This window comes from Aeromonas veronii, assembly GCF_040215105.1.
Taxonomy (GTDB): domain Bacteria; phylum Pseudomonadota; class Gammaproteobacteria; order Enterobacterales; family Aeromonadaceae; genus Aeromonas; species Aeromonas veronii_G.
The window spans coordinates 4,279,417-4,295,612 of the sequence record NZ_CP157875.1 but is presented as its reverse complement, the minus strand read 5'-3'; the positions used below and the strand labels follow the sequence as shown (position 1 = coordinate 4,295,612).

General features: G+C 60.3%; 14 protein-coding genes and 3 tRNA genes. 12 read left to right on the top strand and 5 right to left on the bottom strand.

The window, feature by feature from the left end; genetic code table 11:
• Positions 1-20: 20 nt before the first annotated feature.
• The gene (gene torA / locus ABNP46_RS19865) at positions 21-2,501 is read right to left on the bottom strand and encodes a trimethylamine-N-oxide reductase TorA (RefSeq protein ID WP_349920117.1); all 2,481 of its coding nucleotides are present in this window, start codon (positions 2,499-2,501) and stop codon (positions 21-23) included.
• Between the two features lie 22 nt (positions 2,502-2,523).
• Entirely contained in the window at positions 2,524-3,654 is a 1,131-nt protein-coding gene (locus ABNP46_RS19860) for a NapC/NirT family cytochrome c (protein WP_349920115.1), read from the bottom strand.
• A gap of 334 nt (positions 3,655-3,988) precedes the next feature.
• On the opposite strand from ABNP46_RS19860, the gene ABNP46_RS19855 reads away from it, so the two are divergent.
• Positions 3,989-5,989 (top strand): DNA topoisomerase III, encoded by a 2,001-nt coding sequence (locus ABNP46_RS19855; RefSeq protein ID WP_349920113.1) that lies wholly within the window; start codon positions 3,989-3,991, stop codon positions 5,987-5,989.
• An 83-nt stretch (positions 5,990-6,072) separates the two neighbouring features.
• Here ABNP46_RS19855 and ABNP46_RS19850 read toward each other — a convergent pair whose 3' ends face one another.
• Both ABNP46_RS19850 and ABNP46_RS19845 read right to left on the bottom strand, forming a co-directional pair.
• Complete coding sequence (locus ABNP46_RS19850) at positions 6,073-7,428, bottom strand: TrkH family potassium uptake protein (protein WP_349920111.1); 1,356 nt, start codon at positions 7,426-7,428, stop codon at positions 6,073-6,075.
• Complete coding sequence (locus ABNP46_RS19845) at positions 7,425-8,078, bottom strand: potassium channel family protein (protein ID WP_349920109.1); 654 nt, start codon at positions 8,076-8,078, stop codon at positions 7,425-7,427. The genes ABNP46_RS19850 and ABNP46_RS19845 overlap by 4 nt, the downstream gene beginning before the upstream one ends.
• Positions 8,079-8,203: 125 nt before the next feature.
• Here ABNP46_RS19845 and murB point away from each other — a divergent pair, with 125 nt between their 5' ends.
• Both murB and birA read left to right on the top strand, forming a co-directional pair.
• Positions 8,204-9,241 (top strand): UDP-N-acetylmuramate dehydrogenase, encoded by a 1,038-nt coding sequence (gene murB, locus ABNP46_RS19840; RefSeq protein WP_349920107.1) that lies wholly within the window; start codon positions 8,204-8,206, stop codon positions 9,239-9,241.
• A complete protein-coding gene (birA, locus tag ABNP46_RS19835; RefSeq protein WP_349920105.1) occupies positions 9,238-10,203 on the top strand; it encodes a bifunctional biotin--[acetyl-CoA-carboxylase] ligase/biotin operon repressor BirA in 966 nt (321 codons plus the stop codon). Before murB ends, birA begins: the two co-directional genes overlap by 4 nt.
• Positions 10,204-10,270: 67 nt before the next feature.
• Here the strand turns inward: birA and coaA are convergent, their stop codons facing one another.
• Complete coding sequence (gene coaA, locus ABNP46_RS19830) at positions 10,271-11,209, bottom strand: type I pantothenate kinase (RefSeq protein WP_349920103.1); 939 nt, start codon at positions 11,207-11,209, stop codon at positions 10,271-10,273.
• Between the two features lie 262 nt (positions 11,210-11,471).
• On the opposite strand from coaA, the gene ABNP46_RS19825 reads away from it, so the two are divergent.
• The 9 genes from ABNP46_RS19825 to rplJ all read left to right on the top strand — a co-directional run bounded on the left by ABNP46_RS19825 (position 11,472) and on the right by rplJ (position 16,175).
• A tRNA-Tyr gene (locus tag ABNP46_RS19825) sits at positions 11,472-11,556 on the top strand.
• A 38-nt stretch (positions 11,557-11,594) separates the two neighbouring features.
• Positions 11,595-11,669: transfer RNA gene (locus ABNP46_RS19820), tRNA-Gly, on the top strand.
• A 172-nt stretch (positions 11,670-11,841) separates the two neighbouring features.
• Positions 11,842-13,026, top strand: a complete 1,185-nt coding sequence (gene tuf / locus ABNP46_RS19815) for an elongation factor Tu (RefSeq protein ID WP_349920081.1) — start codon at positions 11,842-11,844, stop codon at positions 13,024-13,026.
• A 52-nt stretch (positions 13,027-13,078) separates the two neighbouring features.
• Positions 13,079-13,155, top strand: a tRNA-Trp gene (locus ABNP46_RS19810).
• A gap of 60 nt (positions 13,156-13,215) precedes the next feature.
• Positions 13,216-13,587 (top strand): preprotein translocase subunit SecE, encoded by a 372-nt coding sequence (gene secE, locus ABNP46_RS19805; RefSeq protein WP_025328619.1) that lies wholly within the window; start codon positions 13,216-13,218, stop codon positions 13,585-13,587.
• 9 nt (positions 13,588-13,596) lie between these two features.
• Positions 13,597-14,148 carry a transcription termination/antitermination protein NusG gene (gene nusG, locus ABNP46_RS19800; RefSeq protein WP_010675959.1) on the top strand — a complete coding sequence of 184 codons (552 nt, stop codon included), beginning with the start codon at positions 13,597-13,599 and terminating at the stop codon, positions 14,146-14,148.
• A 133-nt stretch (positions 14,149-14,281) separates the two neighbouring features.
• Positions 14,282-14,710, top strand: coding sequence for a 50S ribosomal protein L11 (rplK, locus tag ABNP46_RS19795; RefSeq protein ID WP_016352267.1), 429 nt, complete (start codon positions 14,282-14,284; stop codon positions 14,708-14,710).
• Between the two features lie 4 nt (positions 14,711-14,714).
• Complete coding sequence (gene rplA, locus ABNP46_RS19790) at positions 14,715-15,416, top strand: 50S ribosomal protein L1 (RefSeq protein ID WP_349920100.1); 702 nt, start codon at positions 14,715-14,717, stop codon at positions 15,414-15,416.
• Positions 15,417-15,674: 258 nt separating this feature from the next.
• Positions 15,675-16,175 carry a 50S ribosomal protein L10 gene (gene rplJ, locus ABNP46_RS19785; protein WP_016352265.1) on the top strand — a complete coding sequence of 167 codons (501 nt, stop codon included), beginning with the start codon at positions 15,675-15,677 and terminating at the stop codon, positions 16,173-16,175.
• Positions 16,176-16,196: the final 21 nt, after the last annotated feature.

The window sequence follows — 16,196 nt, the reverse complement described above, 5'->3', positions numbered from 1 at the left end:
TTCATGGCCAGGATCCGGGATCAGGCGTTGGCCGGCACCTCGTGGGCCGTGTTGTTCAGCGCGGGCCCGCTGTATTTCTCGATCTCCAGCTGGGCCATGTGGCCGCAGTTGCCCTGCGCCAGGCTGGAGGAGCCCTCGTCGAAGGTCAGGCAGTTGACGTTGCCGTTCTTGCAGATGCTGCCCACCTCGCCCGGCTTGGCCGGATCGAACCAGGCACCCTCGCAGACACGCACCACCCCGGGGCGGATGTCTTTCGACACCAGGGCGCCCACCAGGATCTGGCCACGCTCGTTGAAGGCGCGCACCAGATCCCCGTCCGCGATGCCCCGTGACTTGGCATCATCCGGGTGGATCAGAATGGCCTCCCGGTCGGCGATGGCGAACTTGTCCCGCAGCGGGGTGTTGTCCAGCTGGGAGTGCAGCCGCTGGGTGGGGTGGGAGGTGTTCAGCGACAGGGGATAGCGGTTGGCCTGTTCGCTCTGGTACCACTCCTTGGGCTCATACCATCTGGGATGGCCGGCGCAGTCGACGTAGTTCATGCCCGCGACCGTGCTGGAGAAGATCTCGATCTTGCCGGACGGGGTGCCGAGGGGATTGAGCAGCGGGTTCTCGCGAAAATCGGCGTGGCGGATCCACTGGCGATTCGCCTCCGGGATGGGGAAGCGGATGTAGTTGTTGGACTCCCAGAACAGGTTGAACGGCGGCAGCGCCACCTTGGCACCGCGGGCCTGGGCGGCCATGCCGTCGTACATCTGCTTGAGCCAGAGGGTCTCGTCCTTGCCTTCGGTATAGGCTTCCTGCAGGCCGAGCTTGGCGGCGACGGCGCTGAAGATGTCGAAGTCGTTGCGTGCCTCGTGCTGGGGCGGCACGCACTGGTGCATGGGGAAGACGTAGCGCTGGGAGTAGTCACCCCCCATCTCCAGGTCGTTGCGTTCATAGCTGGTGGTCACCGGCAGGACGATGTCCGCGTGTTTGGCGGTGGCGGTCCAGTAGGGCTCGTGGACGATGACGGTCTGCGGCTTGCGCCAGGCCTCCAGCAGGTTGTTGGTGTCCTGATGGTGATGGAAGGGGTTGCCCCCCGCCACGTAGACCAGCTTCACGTCCGGGTAGGTCACCTTGCGGCCGTTGAAGTCGATGGTCTTGCCGGGGTTGGCGAGGCAGTCGGCGATGCGGGCCACCGGGATCGGGGCCGGGCTGTTTTGCGGCGCAGCCCCCGCCGAGATGCCGGCGAGAATGCCGCCCTTGGCAGTCGGGCTGCCGCCGGAGGAGTAGTGATAACTGAAGCCGTAGCCGCCCCCCGGCAGGCCTATCTGCCCCAGCATGGCGGCCAGGGTGATCAGCATCCAGTTCGGCTGTTCGCCGTGATGCTGTCGCTGCATGCCCCAGCCCGCCATGATCATGGTGCGCTTGGCCGCCATGTCGAGGGCCAGCTGGCGAATGACCTTGGCCTCGACACCGCAGATGGCGGCGGCCCACTCGGCGCTCTTGGGCTGGCCATCATCCTTGCCGAGCAGGTAGGCGAGGAACTTGTCGAAACCGGCGGTGTAGCGATCGAGGAAGGCTTGATCGTGCTTCTGTTCGCTATAGAGGGTGTGAGCCACCCCCAGCATCATGGCCACGTCGGTGTAAGCCTTGGGAGCAATCCACTCGGCCCCCGCCAGCTTGGCGGTCTCGTTGTAGACGGGATCGATGCTGATGACCCGGGTGCCCTTCTCCTTGAGCGCCTTGAAACCGGCCTGCCCCTCGTGATCCGGCATGTTCCAGCTGTTCTTCAGGGTCACCTGGGCGTTGACCCCCCAGAGCACCACCAGTTCGGCATTTTCCACCACGTTCGGCCAGGCCGTCTGCTGCTCGTACACCTCGATGGAGCCCATCACGTGGGACATGATCACCTGGGCCGCGCCGGTGGAGTAGTCACCGGCATAACCGGTGAAGCCACCCGCCAGGTTCATCAGCCGATGCAGCAGGGTGCGGCAGTTGTGGAACATGCCGACACTCTTCCAGCCGTAGGAGCCGGCGTGAATGGCCTGGGGGCCGAAGTCGCTCTGGACCCGCTTGATCTCGCCGGCCACCAGTTCGATGGCCTTGTCCCAGCTCACCTTGACCCACTCATCCGCACCGCGCAGCTCGGGTCTCGCGCCCGGGCCGTGTTCCAGCCAGCTCTTGCGTACCATGGGGAACTTGATGCGGTTCTTGGCATGAACCTGGAAGGGGGCCATGTCGATGAGCTCGTTCGGAGCCGGGTCATCGGCGATCGGCTGCACGCGGATCATGCGGCCATCAGAGACGATGGCTTCGAAGGCTCCCCAGTGGGCGCCGGTCAGTATGCCCTTCTGGGCGGGCACCAGGGTGGGGAACTGTGCCAGCGCCGTGCTGATGGCCTGGGCCAGGGCGTTCTTCGGGAAGAGGCCAGCCAGCAGCGGCAGGGCTGCGCAGGCGCCCAACCCCTTCAGCAGGTTGCGGCGGGACAGATTGGTGTCTTGGTCATTGAAAAAAGTCATGGGAAATTCCTCTGTTCCAGCCTCAGTGGGCCGCACTCATGTCACTGGCGTGTTTTTGCACGTATTGGGTCAGCATGCGGGACTGCTCCGGGGTGAGGGAGGTCCGCGATTCCATGCCCTTGATGACCCCGATCCACTGGTTCGCATTGAAGTGATCCAGGGCGGTCAGGCCGTGACAGCCGGTGCAGTTGTTGGACATCAGGGTGGAGGCGTATTGCCACAGCTTGCCCTGATCGCCGATGAGCTGGCTCTGATCCACCCAGGCGGTCAGCTTGACCTGATGCCAGGTGAGGTTGGTGGCGCCGTCGGTCTCGCTCTTGCCGGTGACCAGCGCTTGCTTGGCGGCGTCGCCGACCAGCACGCTCAGGATCCGCTTGCCGGGTGCGGCGTAGAACACCTCGCTGACCCCGTCCTGTTGCCAGCCTTCGATCTGCACCTGGGCACGGCCGTTGTCGTTGGCCAGGATCTCGACCTGGGTAGATGGCATCAGGGTGCCTTCGTCGGTGCTGGCCTTGGCGTCGAGGAACAGCGGGGTGGTGGCGATGGCGTAGCGAGTGGTGACGCTGGCCGGAGTCTGGGCGGCGGCGGCAGCCAGCTCGCTGGCACCGGCGGCAGCCAGTTCACTCATGTCCGGCATGATGTGAGCGACACCGCGGTGGCAGTCGATGCAGGTCTGGCCTTCCTTGATGGCAACCGGGTGTTCGGCCCGAGCGTTGGGGCGCTGGGCCAGGATGTCCATGGCCTCATAGCTGTGGCAGCTGCGGCAGGTGGCGGAGTCGTTGGCCTTGAGCTGATCCCAGACGGTCTGGGCCATGTGCAGCTTGCGGGCCTCATATTTCTCCGGGGTGTCCAGGGTGCCGAGGGCCTCGTGGTAGATGTCTTTCACCGCGCGGATCTTGGTCCACAGGTAGGAGGCGGGCTCGTTGGGGATGTGGCAGTCGGCGCACTCGGCGCGGATCCCCTTCACGTTCTGGAAGTGGACGCTGCCCTGGTATTCGGCGAGCGGCGTCTGCATGGAGTGGCAGGAGACGCAAAACTCGGTGGAGCTGGTCTTGTGCAGTACGGTGACGGTGACCCCCAGGGCCGCGACTCCCAGCAGGGCTCCCAGCAACAGGAGCCAGAACCAGCTCTTTCTCAACATTTTTCCCAACATGGCGTCATTCCCAACAATCAAATAATACCAATATAGTAGTAGTCATCGATGGCAGGGGCGTTGACCCCGGTCATATTTACATTTTTGAAAACAATGATTTTTTTGTCGAATAATCCATCAGTTAGCTACCGTTCCCAGCGACGTTGACGGCGGGCTGGCGTCAGAGGTTGTCTCCGGACCGGTCTTGGGATTGAAAAAAAAGACCCGAGCGAGGCCGAATCTGAACGAGGCAAGGGTCAGTCGTCATCCCATGACGGACGATGGCGGCAGGCTTGGGATTTGCCGGAGGTGGCATGTATACTGTTCGCATATACAGTGTTCAGGTCAGCTTGCCATGCGACTCTTCATCGCCGAAAAACCCAGTCTGGGCCGCGCCATTGCCGATGCCCTGCCCAAGCCCCACAAGAAGGGGGAGGGCTTCATCGAGACCGCAGAGGGGGATGTGGTGACCTGGTGCATCGGTCACCTGCTGGAGCAGGCGGAGCCTGACGCCTACGATGCCGCCTACAAGCAGTGGCGGATGGAATCCTTGCCCATAGTGCCGAGCCAGTGGCAACTGGTGGCCAAGCCGAAGACCAAGCCCCAGCTCAGTGCCATCAAGCGGCTCATCAAGCAGGCCGACTGCGTTGTCAATGCCGGTGACCCAGATCGGGAGGGGCAACTGCTGGTGGACGAGGTGATCGATTTTCTCGGCTATCCCAAGAGCAAACCGGTGCAACGCTGTCTCATCAGCGATCTCAACCCGCCTGCGGTGCGCCGCGCCCTCGACAAACTCAGGGACAACAAGGAGTTCGTGCCGCTCGCGGTGTCGGCCCTAGCCCGCAGCCGTGCCGACTGGCTCTATGGCATCAACATGACCCGGGCCTACACCTTGCTCGGTCGCAAGGGCGGTTGCAGCGAGCTGCTGTCGGTGGGCCGGGTACAGACGCCGCTGCTGGGGCTGGTGGTGCGGCGGGATCTGGAAATAGATGCCTTCGTGCCAAAACCCTTCTTCGAGGTGCTGGCCCATGTGGTGACTCAGGGCAACGAGCGGTTCAGCGCCAAGTGGCTGCCGTCCGAGGCCTGCGCCCCCTGGCAGGACGAGGAGGGGCGGGTGTTGAACCGGGCGCTCGCCGTCAAGGTGGTGGAGCGCATTCAGGGCCAGGACGCCCTGGTGGAGGAGGTGGAAGAGCAGGCTCGCAAGCAGTCGGCACCGCTGCCCTACAACCTCTCCAGCCTGCAGATCGATGCCGCCAAGCGCTTCGGCATGGATGCCAAGCGGGTGCTGGACATCTGCCAGGGGCTCTATGAGCGCCACAAGCTCATCACCTATCCCAGATCCGACAGCCGCCACCTGCCGAGCGATCACTTCAACCGGGCGCCTCAGGTGCGTGACGCCATCGCCGCCACGGTGCCGGCCCTGGCCAAGGCGGTGAGCGAGGCGGACGGCAAGATCCGCAGCAAGGCCTGGAACGACAGCAAGGTGGATGCCCACCACGCCATCATCCCCACCGAGAAGCGGGGCAACGAGGGGAGTCTGAGCGGGGATGAAGCCAAACTCTATGGTCTGATCGCCCGCCAATACCTGCTGCAGTTCTATCCACCGTTCGAGTACAACGACAGCAAGGTGCTGCTGCGCATCGCCGGCGGCCTGTTCCAGGCCAAGGCCAGACGCATCCTGAAAGCGGGCTGGAAGGCGCTGCTCGGGGTGGAAGAGGATGACGATGAGGAGAAGGCCGGCACCCTGCCTGCCCTGCGTCAGGGGGAGAGATTGCTGTGTGAGCGGGGTGAGCTGCTGGAGAAGATGACCCAGGCCCCCAAGGCGTTCACCGATGCCACCCTGCTGGCGGCCATGACGGGCATCGCCCGCTATGTGCAGGATCCCGAGATCCGCAAGACCCTGCGGGAGACCGACGGGTTGGGGACGGAGGCGACCCGGGCCGGCATCATAGATCTGCTGTTCAAACGCCGTTTTCTGGTCCGTCAGGGCAAGAGCATCAAGGCCACCCCCACCGGGCGGGCGCTGATCCTGGCGTTGCCCGCCACCGCCACCACGCCGGACATGACGGCGCTCTGGGAACAACACCTCGGCCGGATCGCCGAGCGCCACGCCAGCTACCAGCAGTTCATGGGGCCCCTCACCGAGCAGCTGCACGCCCTCATAGAGGGAGCACGGCAGGACTCCGGCGCCAGTTTCAGTGCTCTGCCCAAGGCGGCCGAGGGCGCAGGCAAGCGTCGCTTCACCCGCCGCAGTGGCAGCAGTGGCAAGAGTGGAGGCAAAAGCGCCACGAGCACAGGTGCAACCACTCCTCGCAAGAGCACGGGCAAGCGTGCCACTCGCACCAAGGCGGCCTGAGGCTTTCCGAGGCCGTGGCTTGAAGATAAAAAGAGGGGCTTTCGCCCCTCTTTTGTATCGAAATAATGCGCTAAAGCAGTTAATTAACCTGTGTAGACCCCCTCTTCCGGGTATCGAATGCGGGTCTCGCTCGGTCTGGCCAGCATGAGTGCCAGGGTCAGTGGCCCCAGACGACCGCAGATCATCACCAACACCAGGATGAGCTTGCCCGGCTCGCTCAGCCCAGGGGTGATGCCGGTGGTGAGCCCCACGGTGGCGAAGGCCGAGATGGTCTCGAACATGATCTTGTCCATGGAGACGGACTCCGTCAGGGTCAGCAGGAACATGGAGAGCATCAGCACCATGACGCTGACGATAATGATGGCGAGCGACCGGGTCACTATCTGGGGAGAGAGGGTGCGACCGAAGGCGGTCACATGGGGTCGCTTGGTGAGAAAGGCCCGGGTGGCCAGCAGCACCACGGCGAAGGTGGTCACCTTGATCCCCCCCCCGGTGGAGGTCGCACCGGCCCCGATGAACATCAGCATCATCATGAACAGCAGGGAGGCAGGCACCATCTGACCGATGTCGACGGTGTTGAAGCCTGCGGTACGTGCCGTGGCGGACTGGAAGAAGGCCGCCAGCCATTGGCCGCCGAAGCTGGTTTGCCCCAGGGTGTGGGGGTTGTCGTGCTCCAGCAGCCAGAACATCAGGGTGCCCAGCAGCAGCAAGGCCGGGGTCATCAGTATCATCAGCTTGCTGTGCAGTTTCAGCTTGCGCCAGCGGCGGTTGCGCACCAGATCGACGATGACGGTGAAGCCGATGCCGCCGAGGATCAGCAGGGCGGGGATGGTCAGACTGATGATGGGATCGTCCCTGTAATCCATCAGATTGTTGGCAAACAGCGAGAAACCAGCGTTGTTGAAGGCCGACACCGCATGGAAGAAGCTGACGTAGAGGCCGTGGGACCAGCCCATCTCGGGTACCCAGCGGATGGCCATGATGCAGGTGCCGATGAGTTGGGAGACGAGCGCAAACAAGACGATGCGCTTGACCAGCTGGACGATGTTGACCGAGCCCTCCTGGCCGAGCGCCTCCTTGGCCAGTACCTGTTGGCGCAGGCCGATCCGCTTGCTGAACATGGCGATCAGCAGCAGGGTCATGGTCATCTGACCGAGCCCGCCAATCTCCATCAGGATGAGCAGAATGATCTGCCCTTGCAGGGTGAAGGCGGTGCCGGTATCCACCACCCCGAGGCCGGTCACGCTGATGGCCGAGGTCGCGGTGAACAGGGCATTGATGAAAGTGACCTCGCCCTTGTGGCTGGAAGGCTGTACCAGAAACAGGGTGCCGACCAACAGAATGATGAGGAAACTGCCCAGGATCAGCTTGGCTTCACTCCAGCGGGATTCGGTATCCCGCTGCATGGTGAAGGCGTAGTTGCTGCGCCAGTTGATCATAGAGTGTCGAGCCAGTGGTCGATGGCGTGCTTGTTGCCGGCCAGGATCAGGATGTCGCCGAGTTGCAGCTCCATCTTGCCGGTCAGCACGTTGTGCAGCACCTCGCCACGCTTGATGGCAAGCAGCTGGAAGTCGCTCTGCTGCAGCAGATGCAGATCACCCAGGCTGCGACCGTTTTGTTGCAGACCGATCACGAATTCGGTGAGCACCATGTCGTGGCCCAGCTCCAGATAGTCGAACAACCGGTTGTCCAGCATGCTCTGGGCGACCCGGCGCCCCATGTCCCATTCCGGATTGATCACCTTGTCGGCCCCGACCTTTTGCAGGATCTTGGCGTGGAACTTGTCACGGGCCTTGACCCACACCTTCTTCACGCCCGCTTCCTTCAACACCAGCGTGGTGAGAATGCTGGTCTCCAGGCTGTCACCGATGGCGACGAAGACGATGTCGAAGTTGGCGAGGCCGAGTTCGGCGACCGTGGCCTCGTCGGTGGCATCGGCCACGATGACATGGTTGCACAGGGTCGCTATCTGGCGGGTCTTGACCTCGTCGATATCGATGGCCAGCACCTCGGCATCCTGCCGCTGCAGCTCTTCGCACAAGGCACTGCCAAACAGGCCGAGCCCGATGACGGCAAATTGGTTGTTCATTCACACTTCCTCAAGGGACTGAAGGAGTTACTCTACTCCAGCGGCTTGAGTCCGAAAAGTACCCGGGTTTTTCGTCCCGGGGGTTCTGGGGTAAACTGCCCCCTCGCTCTTGTCGGGACACGCAGATGAAACTCACCCCCCACGCCCCCTTGTTGACCCTCAATACCCTGGGCCTCGAGGCCCACTGCCTCTGGCTGGCCGATGTGGCCGAGCTGGACGATCTCCGGCAACTGCGGGACAACGCTGAGCTGGCGGCTCTGCCGCGCCTGGTGCTGGGTGGCGGCAGCAACATCCTGTTCTGCAACGATTTCGCAGGCCTGGTGGTGCACAACCGTCTGCTGGGGATCGAGATGCAGGATGAGGGGGATCACTGGCTGCTGCACGTCGCCGCTGGCGAGAGCTGGCATGAGCTGGTGTGCCATGCCCTGCAGCAGGGTTGGCACGGGCTGGAGAACCTGGCGCTGATCCCCGGTACGGTGGGGGCGGCCCCGGTGCAAAACATCGGTGCCTACGGGGTCGAGCTGGCCCGATTCTGCACCTATGTGGAAGCCTTCAACTGGCAGAGCGGCGAGCTGGAGCGCATCCCGGCCGCCGACTGTCAGTTCGGCTATCGCGACAGCATCTTCAAGCACGCCTGCCAGGATACGCATTTCATTACCGCCGTCGGCCTGAGCCTGCCCAAGGCCTGGCAGCCGGTACAGGGCTATGGCCCGCTGGCGGCCCTCGGCGAGCAACCGAGCCCTCAGGCCATCTTCGACACCGTCTGCGCCACCCGCATGGCCAAGCTGCCGGATCCTGCCCGGCTCGGCAATGCCGGCAGCTTCTTCAAGAACCCCGTGGTGCCGCAAGCACTGGCAGAAGGGTTGAAGTCACGCTACCCGCAGATGCCGCTCTATCCGGCAGGGGAGGGGCAGGCCAAGCTGGCTGCGGGCTGGCTCATCGATCAGTGCGGCCTCAAGGGGTTTGCCATCGGCCGCGCCGCCGTCCACCAGGAGCAGGCGTTGGTGCTGGTGAATCTGGGAGGGGCCAGTGCCATGGAACTCATCGCCCTGGCCGCCCATGTGCGAGACAGCGTGGAACAGCAATTCGGGGTCGTGCTGGAGCACGAGGTGCGTTTCATGGGATTGACCGGCGAGACCTGGCTTGACGAGGTGCTGGCATGACCCTGACCCCCATCAGACAGACCCTGATCACCCTGCTGAGCGATGGCCAGTTCCACTCCGGTGAGCAGCTTGGCGAACAGCTTGGCATCAGCCGGGCGGCCGTCAGCAAGCACATGGCGGCCCTCAAGGAGCTGGGGCTGGATCTGTTCAGTCTGACCGGCAAGGGCTACCGGTTGGCGGTGCCCATGGCACTCTATGACGAGGCCAAGTTGCGGGCCCAGGTCCCCATGGCACCGGTGCACTGCTTCTCGGTGATTGGCTCCACCAACCAGCATCTGCTGGAGCGGGTGAACGGGCTGCAATCCGGCGAGAGCTGTCTGGCGGAGTGCCAGACCGCGGGGCGTGGGCGCCGTGGCAAGCCCTGGATCACCCCCTTCGGTTGCCAGTTGATCCTGAGCATGTACTGGCGCCTCGAGCAGGGCATGGCGGCCGCCATGGGGCTGAGCCTGGCGGTGGGCGTGGCCGTGGTCCAGGCGTTGGAGTCCCTCGGTTATCCCGGAGTGGAGCTGAAGTGGCCCAATGATCTCTATTATCAGGGGCGCAAGCTCGCCGGCATCCTGGTGGAGATGAGTGGCAGTGCCGGGGCCAGCTGTCATCTGGTGATCGGGATCGGCCTCAATCTCGCGATGCCGGAGCGCCAGGGGGAGAAGATCGATCAGGCCTGGTCCGAGCTGCGCCACGTCAAGCCCGAACTGGTGGATCGCAATGAGCTGGCCGCCTGCGTGATCCAGCATCTGCAGCAGGCCATGGTGACCTTCGAGCAGAGCGGTCTGGCAAGTTTCGTGGATAACTGGAATCGGCTCGACTACTTCGCCGGCCAGCCGGTGAAGCTGCTGATGGGGGAGCAGGTGATCCGTGGCATCGCCCGCGGTATCGACGATCGCGGTGCCCTGCGGCTGGAGACGGAGGAGGGAATCAAATTCTACCTGGGGGGGGAGATCTCCCTGCGTCGAGGCGACTGAGGTCGACTGACACCATCACAAAGGGGGCCATCGGCCCCCTTTGTTGCTTTTGTCTTCGCCAGCACCATCATTTGCGCAGCTTGATCTGCTCGATGGCGTGCTCGTTACCCTTGGTCAGGATCAGATTGGCCCGCTCCCGGGTCGGCAGGATATTCTCTTGCAGATTCAGATAGTTGATATCCTGCCAGATGTTGTTGGCGATCTCGGTGGCCTCGCTCTCCGCCAGCTTGGCGTAGTGGTGGAAGTAGGAGTCGGGATCCGAGAAAGCGCCGCTGCGGAACTTGAGAAAACGCTCCACATACCAGGTTCGCAGCAGTTCTGTGTCCGCATCCACATAGATGGAGAAGTCGACAAAATCTGACACGAAGACGCGATGGGGCTCCTGCGGGTAATCCATGCCGCTCTGCAGCACATTGAGCCCCTCCAGGATCAGGATGTCCGGCTGTTCCACCACCTTCTTCTCATCGGGCAGGATGTCATAGATGAGGTGGGAGTAGACGGGGGCCTCGACCCGCTCATGACCGGCCCGGATATTGGCGACGAACTCCACCAGATGGCGGATGTCGTAGGATTCCGGGAATCCCTTGCGGCGCATCAGGCCGCGGGCTTCCAGCTCCTTGTTGGGGTAGAGGAAGCCATCGGTAGTCACCAGCTCCACCCGCGGGTGTTCCGGCCACCGCTCCAGCAACGCCTGCATGATGCGGGCCGTGGTGCTCTTGCCCCCCGCCACGCTGCCGGCGATGCTGATGATATAGGTGCCCTTGCCGCGAGACTGGCCGAGGAACTGCTCCAGCACCCGGCTGCGGCGCTGCTTGGCCTTGACGTAGAGATTGAGCAGACGGGAGAGGGGCAGGTAGATCTCTTCCACCTCCCGCAATGACACCTTCTCGTTGATCCCGCGCAGGGTGTGCAGATCCGTCTCCGTCAGGGTGAGGGGGACTGCATCACGCAATAACGCCCATTGTTCGCGGGTGAATTGCAAATAGGGGTTATGCTCTGTGGTCATGGTGTCATCACTGTTTCTTGGGCAGGGCGACCATACACCAAGGGATCGGGAGCGACAAGGGATGTGGCGGGTTCGAGCACAGAGGGTACGGTTTTTTGTACTCTTCCCAGCAATAATGCACATTTTGCAAGGCGCAATGGTTGCATCCCCAAAATCCTTACCATAAAATGCGCGACGCTTAGATGTCTGTCGTCTATTTGCTCGGCAAATGCGATAAAAACAACGGGTGCAAGCAGAATTACCGTTGTGACGTCGACGTGACGGAGGGGTTCCCGAGCGGCCAAAGGGATCAGACTGTAAATCTGACGGCTCTGCCTTCGAAGGTTCGAATCCTTCTCCCTCCACCATATTTCTCTGCGGTTTGAGTTCTTTGGGTTAGAGAAATGCGGGCATCGTATAATGGCTATTACCTCAGCCTTCCAAGCTGATGATGCGGGTTCGATTCCCGCTGCCCGCTCCAAGATGCTGATATGGCTCAGGTAACTCTGATAGCCACACCCTAGGGTGAGTTCGGCAATCGAACCAGCCTGTCAGCACCAGCCTCTCTACTCCCCCAGATTCAAATCCATCATATAAACTGTTCTGTGGTTAGCTTGCCACCGCGTACTCAGCGTTAGTTTAGAGGGACGATCATGTCTAAAGAAAAATTTGAGCGTAATAAACCGCACGTTAACGTGGGTACCATCGGCCACGTTGACCACGGTAAAACCACCCTGACCGCCGCCATCACCAACGTGCTGGCCAAGCACTTCGGTGGTAAAGCTTTCGCCTTCGACCAGATCGACAAGGCACCGGAAGAGCGTGAGCGTGGTATCACCATCAACACCTCCCACGTAGAATACGACACCGCTACCCGTCACTACGCTCACGTAGATTGCCCGGGTCACGCCGACTACGTTAAGAACATGATCACCGGTGCTGCTCAGATGGACGGCGCAATCCTGGTAGTCGCTGCGACTGACGGCCCGATGCCGCAAACTCGTGAGCACATCCTGCTGGGTCGCCAGGTTGGTATCCCGTACATGATCGTGTTCATGAACAAGTGCGACATGGTTGACGACGAAGAGCTGCTCGAGCTGGTCGAAATGGAAGTCCGTGAACTGCTGACCGAGTACGACTTCCCGGGTGATGACCTGCCGGTAGTCCGTGGTTCCGCACTGAAAGCGCTGGAAGGCGAAGCTCAGTGGGAAGAGAAGATCATCGAACTGGCTCACCACCTGGATACCTACATCCCGGAGCCGGAGCGCGCGATTGATCAGCCGTTCCTGATGCCTATCGAAGACGTCTTCTCCATCGCTGGCCGTGGTACCGTAGTAACCGGTCGTGTAGAGCGCGGTATCGTGAAGGTTGGTGAAGAAGTGGAAATCGTGGGTATCAAAGATACCACCAAGACCACTTGTACCGGTGTTGAAATGTTCCGCAAACTGCTGGACGAAGGCCGTGCTGGTGAGAACGTTGGCGCCCTGCTGCGTGGCGTGAAGCGTGAAGACGTAGAGCGTGGTCAGGTACTGGCCAAGCCGGGCTCCATCAAGCCGCACACCAAGTTTGAATCTGAAGTGTACGTGCTGTCCAAAGAAGAAGGTGGTCGTCATACCCCGTTCTTCAAGGGCTACCGTCCGCAGTTCTACTTCCGTACAACCGACGTGACCGGTACCATCGAACTGCCGGAAGGCGTAGAAATGGTAATGCCGGGCGACAACATCAAAATGGTTGTTACCCTGATTGCGCCGATCGCGATGGACGACGGCCTGCGTTTCGCCATCCGTGAAGGTGGCCGTACCGTAGGTGCTGGTGTTGTAGCCAAAGTTATCGCGTAATCTTGGCTTACATAAATAAAGCAAAGCCCCTATAATAGGGGCTTTCTTATGTAGGGGCGTAGTTCGAATTGGTAGAACAGCGGTCTCCAAAACCGATGGTTGCGGGTTCGAGTCCTGCCGCCCCTGCCATATACCTCGTCTCGTACGGGGCTTTTGTGTCTTTGGTTACGTCAGATACAGGTGGGTTGTATGAGTGTTAGTTCTGAGGGTCAGGGCGGAAGCAAGGATACCCTGCTTTGGGGCCTGGTTTTCATCATTCTGGCGGCCGCAGTAGTAGGTAATTACCTGCTGACCGACGTTGTCGCCGCCGTCCGCGCCCTGGGTGTGGTCGTTGTCATCGCTGCTGCAGGTGCAGTAGCCCTGCAAACCACCAAAGGTAAGGCAACACTGGCTTTTGCTCGTGAGTCTCGCCTGGAAGTCCGCAAGGTCGTATGGCCGACCCGCCAGGAAGCCATTCAGACAACCCTGATTGTGCTGGCGGTGACCGCCGTGATGGGGCTCTTGCTGTTCGTTCTGGACGGTGCCTTGGTCTGGTTGGTCAACCTGATTACCGGTGTGTAAGGATAAGCCATGACTGAACAACGTGAACAGCGTATGAGATGGTATGTCGTGCAGGCATTTTCCGGCTACGAAGGCCGGGTTGCCAAGTCCCTGCGTGAACATATCAAGATGCATGGCATGGAAGAGCTGTTTGGCGAAGTGCTGGTCCCGACCGAAGAAGTGGTCGAGATGCGTGCTGGCCAGAAGCGCAAGAGTGAGCGCAAATTTTTCCCGGGCTATGTCCTGGTCCAGATGGTGATGGATGAAACCACATGGCACCTGGTACGCAACGTACCACGTGTGATGGGCTTTATCGGTGGCACCTCCGATCGTCCTGCTCCTATCTCTGATAAAGAAGCGGATGCCATCCTCAACCGTCTGCAAGATGCCCATGACAAGCCGCGTCCGAAAACCCTGTTTGAACCGGGTGAAATGGTGCGGGTTGCCGATGGTCCGTTTGCCGACTTCAACGGTACCGTTGAAGAGGTGGACTACGAGAAGAGCCGCGTGAAGGTCTCCGTTCTGATCTTCGGTCGCTCAACACCGGTCGAACTGGATTTTGGTCAAGTCGAGAAAGGCTGATTAAACTCTGTTCGTTAACGGTTGTCAGGGGCAGCGATTATCTCTATAATTCGCTGCCCCTTTATTTGTTGGGGAGCCGTTTGCAGGAGCATGTCTCCGAGGCGTTAGAACCCATTTTTGAGGTATTTTTGTAATGGCTAAGAAAGTCACAGCTTATATCAAGCTGCAAGTTAAGGCTGGCAGTGCTAACCCCAGCCCTCCCGTTGGTCCTGCTCTGGGTCAGCACGGTGTTAACATCATGGAATTCTGTAAGGCGTTCAACGCTCGTACAGAGAAGCTGGAAAAAGGTTCACCGACTCCGGTCGTGATCACCGTTTACAGCGACCGTTCCTTCACCTTCGAAACCAAGACTCCGCCCGCTTCCTTCCTGCTGAAGAAAGCCGCCGGCATCCAGTCTGGTTCTGCCAAGCCGAACAAAGACAAGGTTGGTAAGGTGACCGTTGCCCAGCTGCAAGAAATCGCCAAGACCAAAGAGCCGGATATGACTGGTGCCGATCTGGATGCAAAAGTACGTTGCATCGCCGGTTCCGCTCGTTCCATGGGCCTGGTGGTGGAGGACTAAGACAATGGCAAAACTTTCCAAGCGTATGCGCGTTATTCGCGAAAAAGTTGACGGTACCAAAGAGTACTCCATCAACGAAGCCATTGCCCTGCTGAAAGAACTGGCTACCGCCAAGTTCGTTGAAAGCGTTGACGTCGCCGTTAACCTGGGTATCGATGCTCGTAAATCTGACCAGAACGTACGTGGTGCTACTGTACTGCCGCACGGTACCGGTCGTGACATCCGTGTCGCCGTGTTCACCCAGGGTGCCAACGCCGAAGCCGCCAAGGCTGCCGGTGCTGAACTGGTTGGTATGGACGACCTGGCTGAGCAAGTCAAAAAAGGCGAGATGAACTTCGACGTCGTGATCGCATCCCCGGATGCCATGCGTGTTGTTGGTCAACTGGGGCAGATCCTGGGCCCGCGCGGCCTGATGCCTAACCCGAAAGTGGGTACCGTAACCCCGAACGTTGCTGAAGCCGTCAAGAACGCCAAAGCCGGTCAGGTTCGTTACCGCAATGACAAGAATGGTATCATCCATACCACTCTGGGTAAGGTTTCTTTCAACGAAGTTCAGCTGAAAGAAAACTTGGAAGCGCTGCTGGTTGCCTTGAAAAAGGCCAAGCCTTCCTCCGCCAAAGGCGTCTTCATCAAGAAAGTCAGCATCTCCACCACCATGGGTGCCGGTGTTGCCGTAGACCAAGCTTCTCTGGAAGCTCAGGCCTAATTGATGCGTTTTACAAGGCGCAAAATTTAATCTATAATTTTGCGCCTTGATTGGTTGGGGGTTTCGACCTCCGTCCAAGACCGCAGGTGGCCTAATCGCCTTAATCCTTCCTGCGTAGACGGTGCCGGAAACCCAGCGAGAAAGATTTCTTTCTCTTCTGGAATCCTGCTACCGCATCGTTCCCCTCTGTTGTAAAGGTAGGGGGGATGTGTCAGTACTGGGTCAACTAGACCCGGATTCAATCCAGGAGTTAAGCCAATGGCATTGGGACTCGAAGACAAAAAGGCAATTGTTGCTGAAGTCAACGAAGCTGCCAAAGGCGCTCTTTCTGCAGTTGTAGCCGATTCTCGCGGTGTGACTGTAGAGAAGATGACCAGCCTGCGTAAATCTGCTCGCGAAGCCGGTGTGTACATGCGCGTTGTGCGTAACACCCTGCTGCGTCGCGCAGTTGAAGGTACCGAATTCGGTTGCCTGAACGACGTATTGTCTGGTCCTACCTTGATTGCTTTCTCTAACGAACACCCGGGCGCTGCCGCTCGTCTGTTCAAAGAGTTTGCCAAAGCGAACCAAAAGTTCGAAATCAAGGCTGGCGCTTTTAACGGTGAATTCATCGCCGCAGCACAAATTGATCGTCTGGCCACGCTGCCGACCTACGACGAAGCAATTGCGAAGTTGATGGCTACCATGAAGGAAGCCTCTGCTGGCAAGCTGGTTCGTACCATCGCTGCTGTGCGTGATCAGAAGCAAGCTGCTGCTTGATTCTCGCCTATTTAGGCTGTT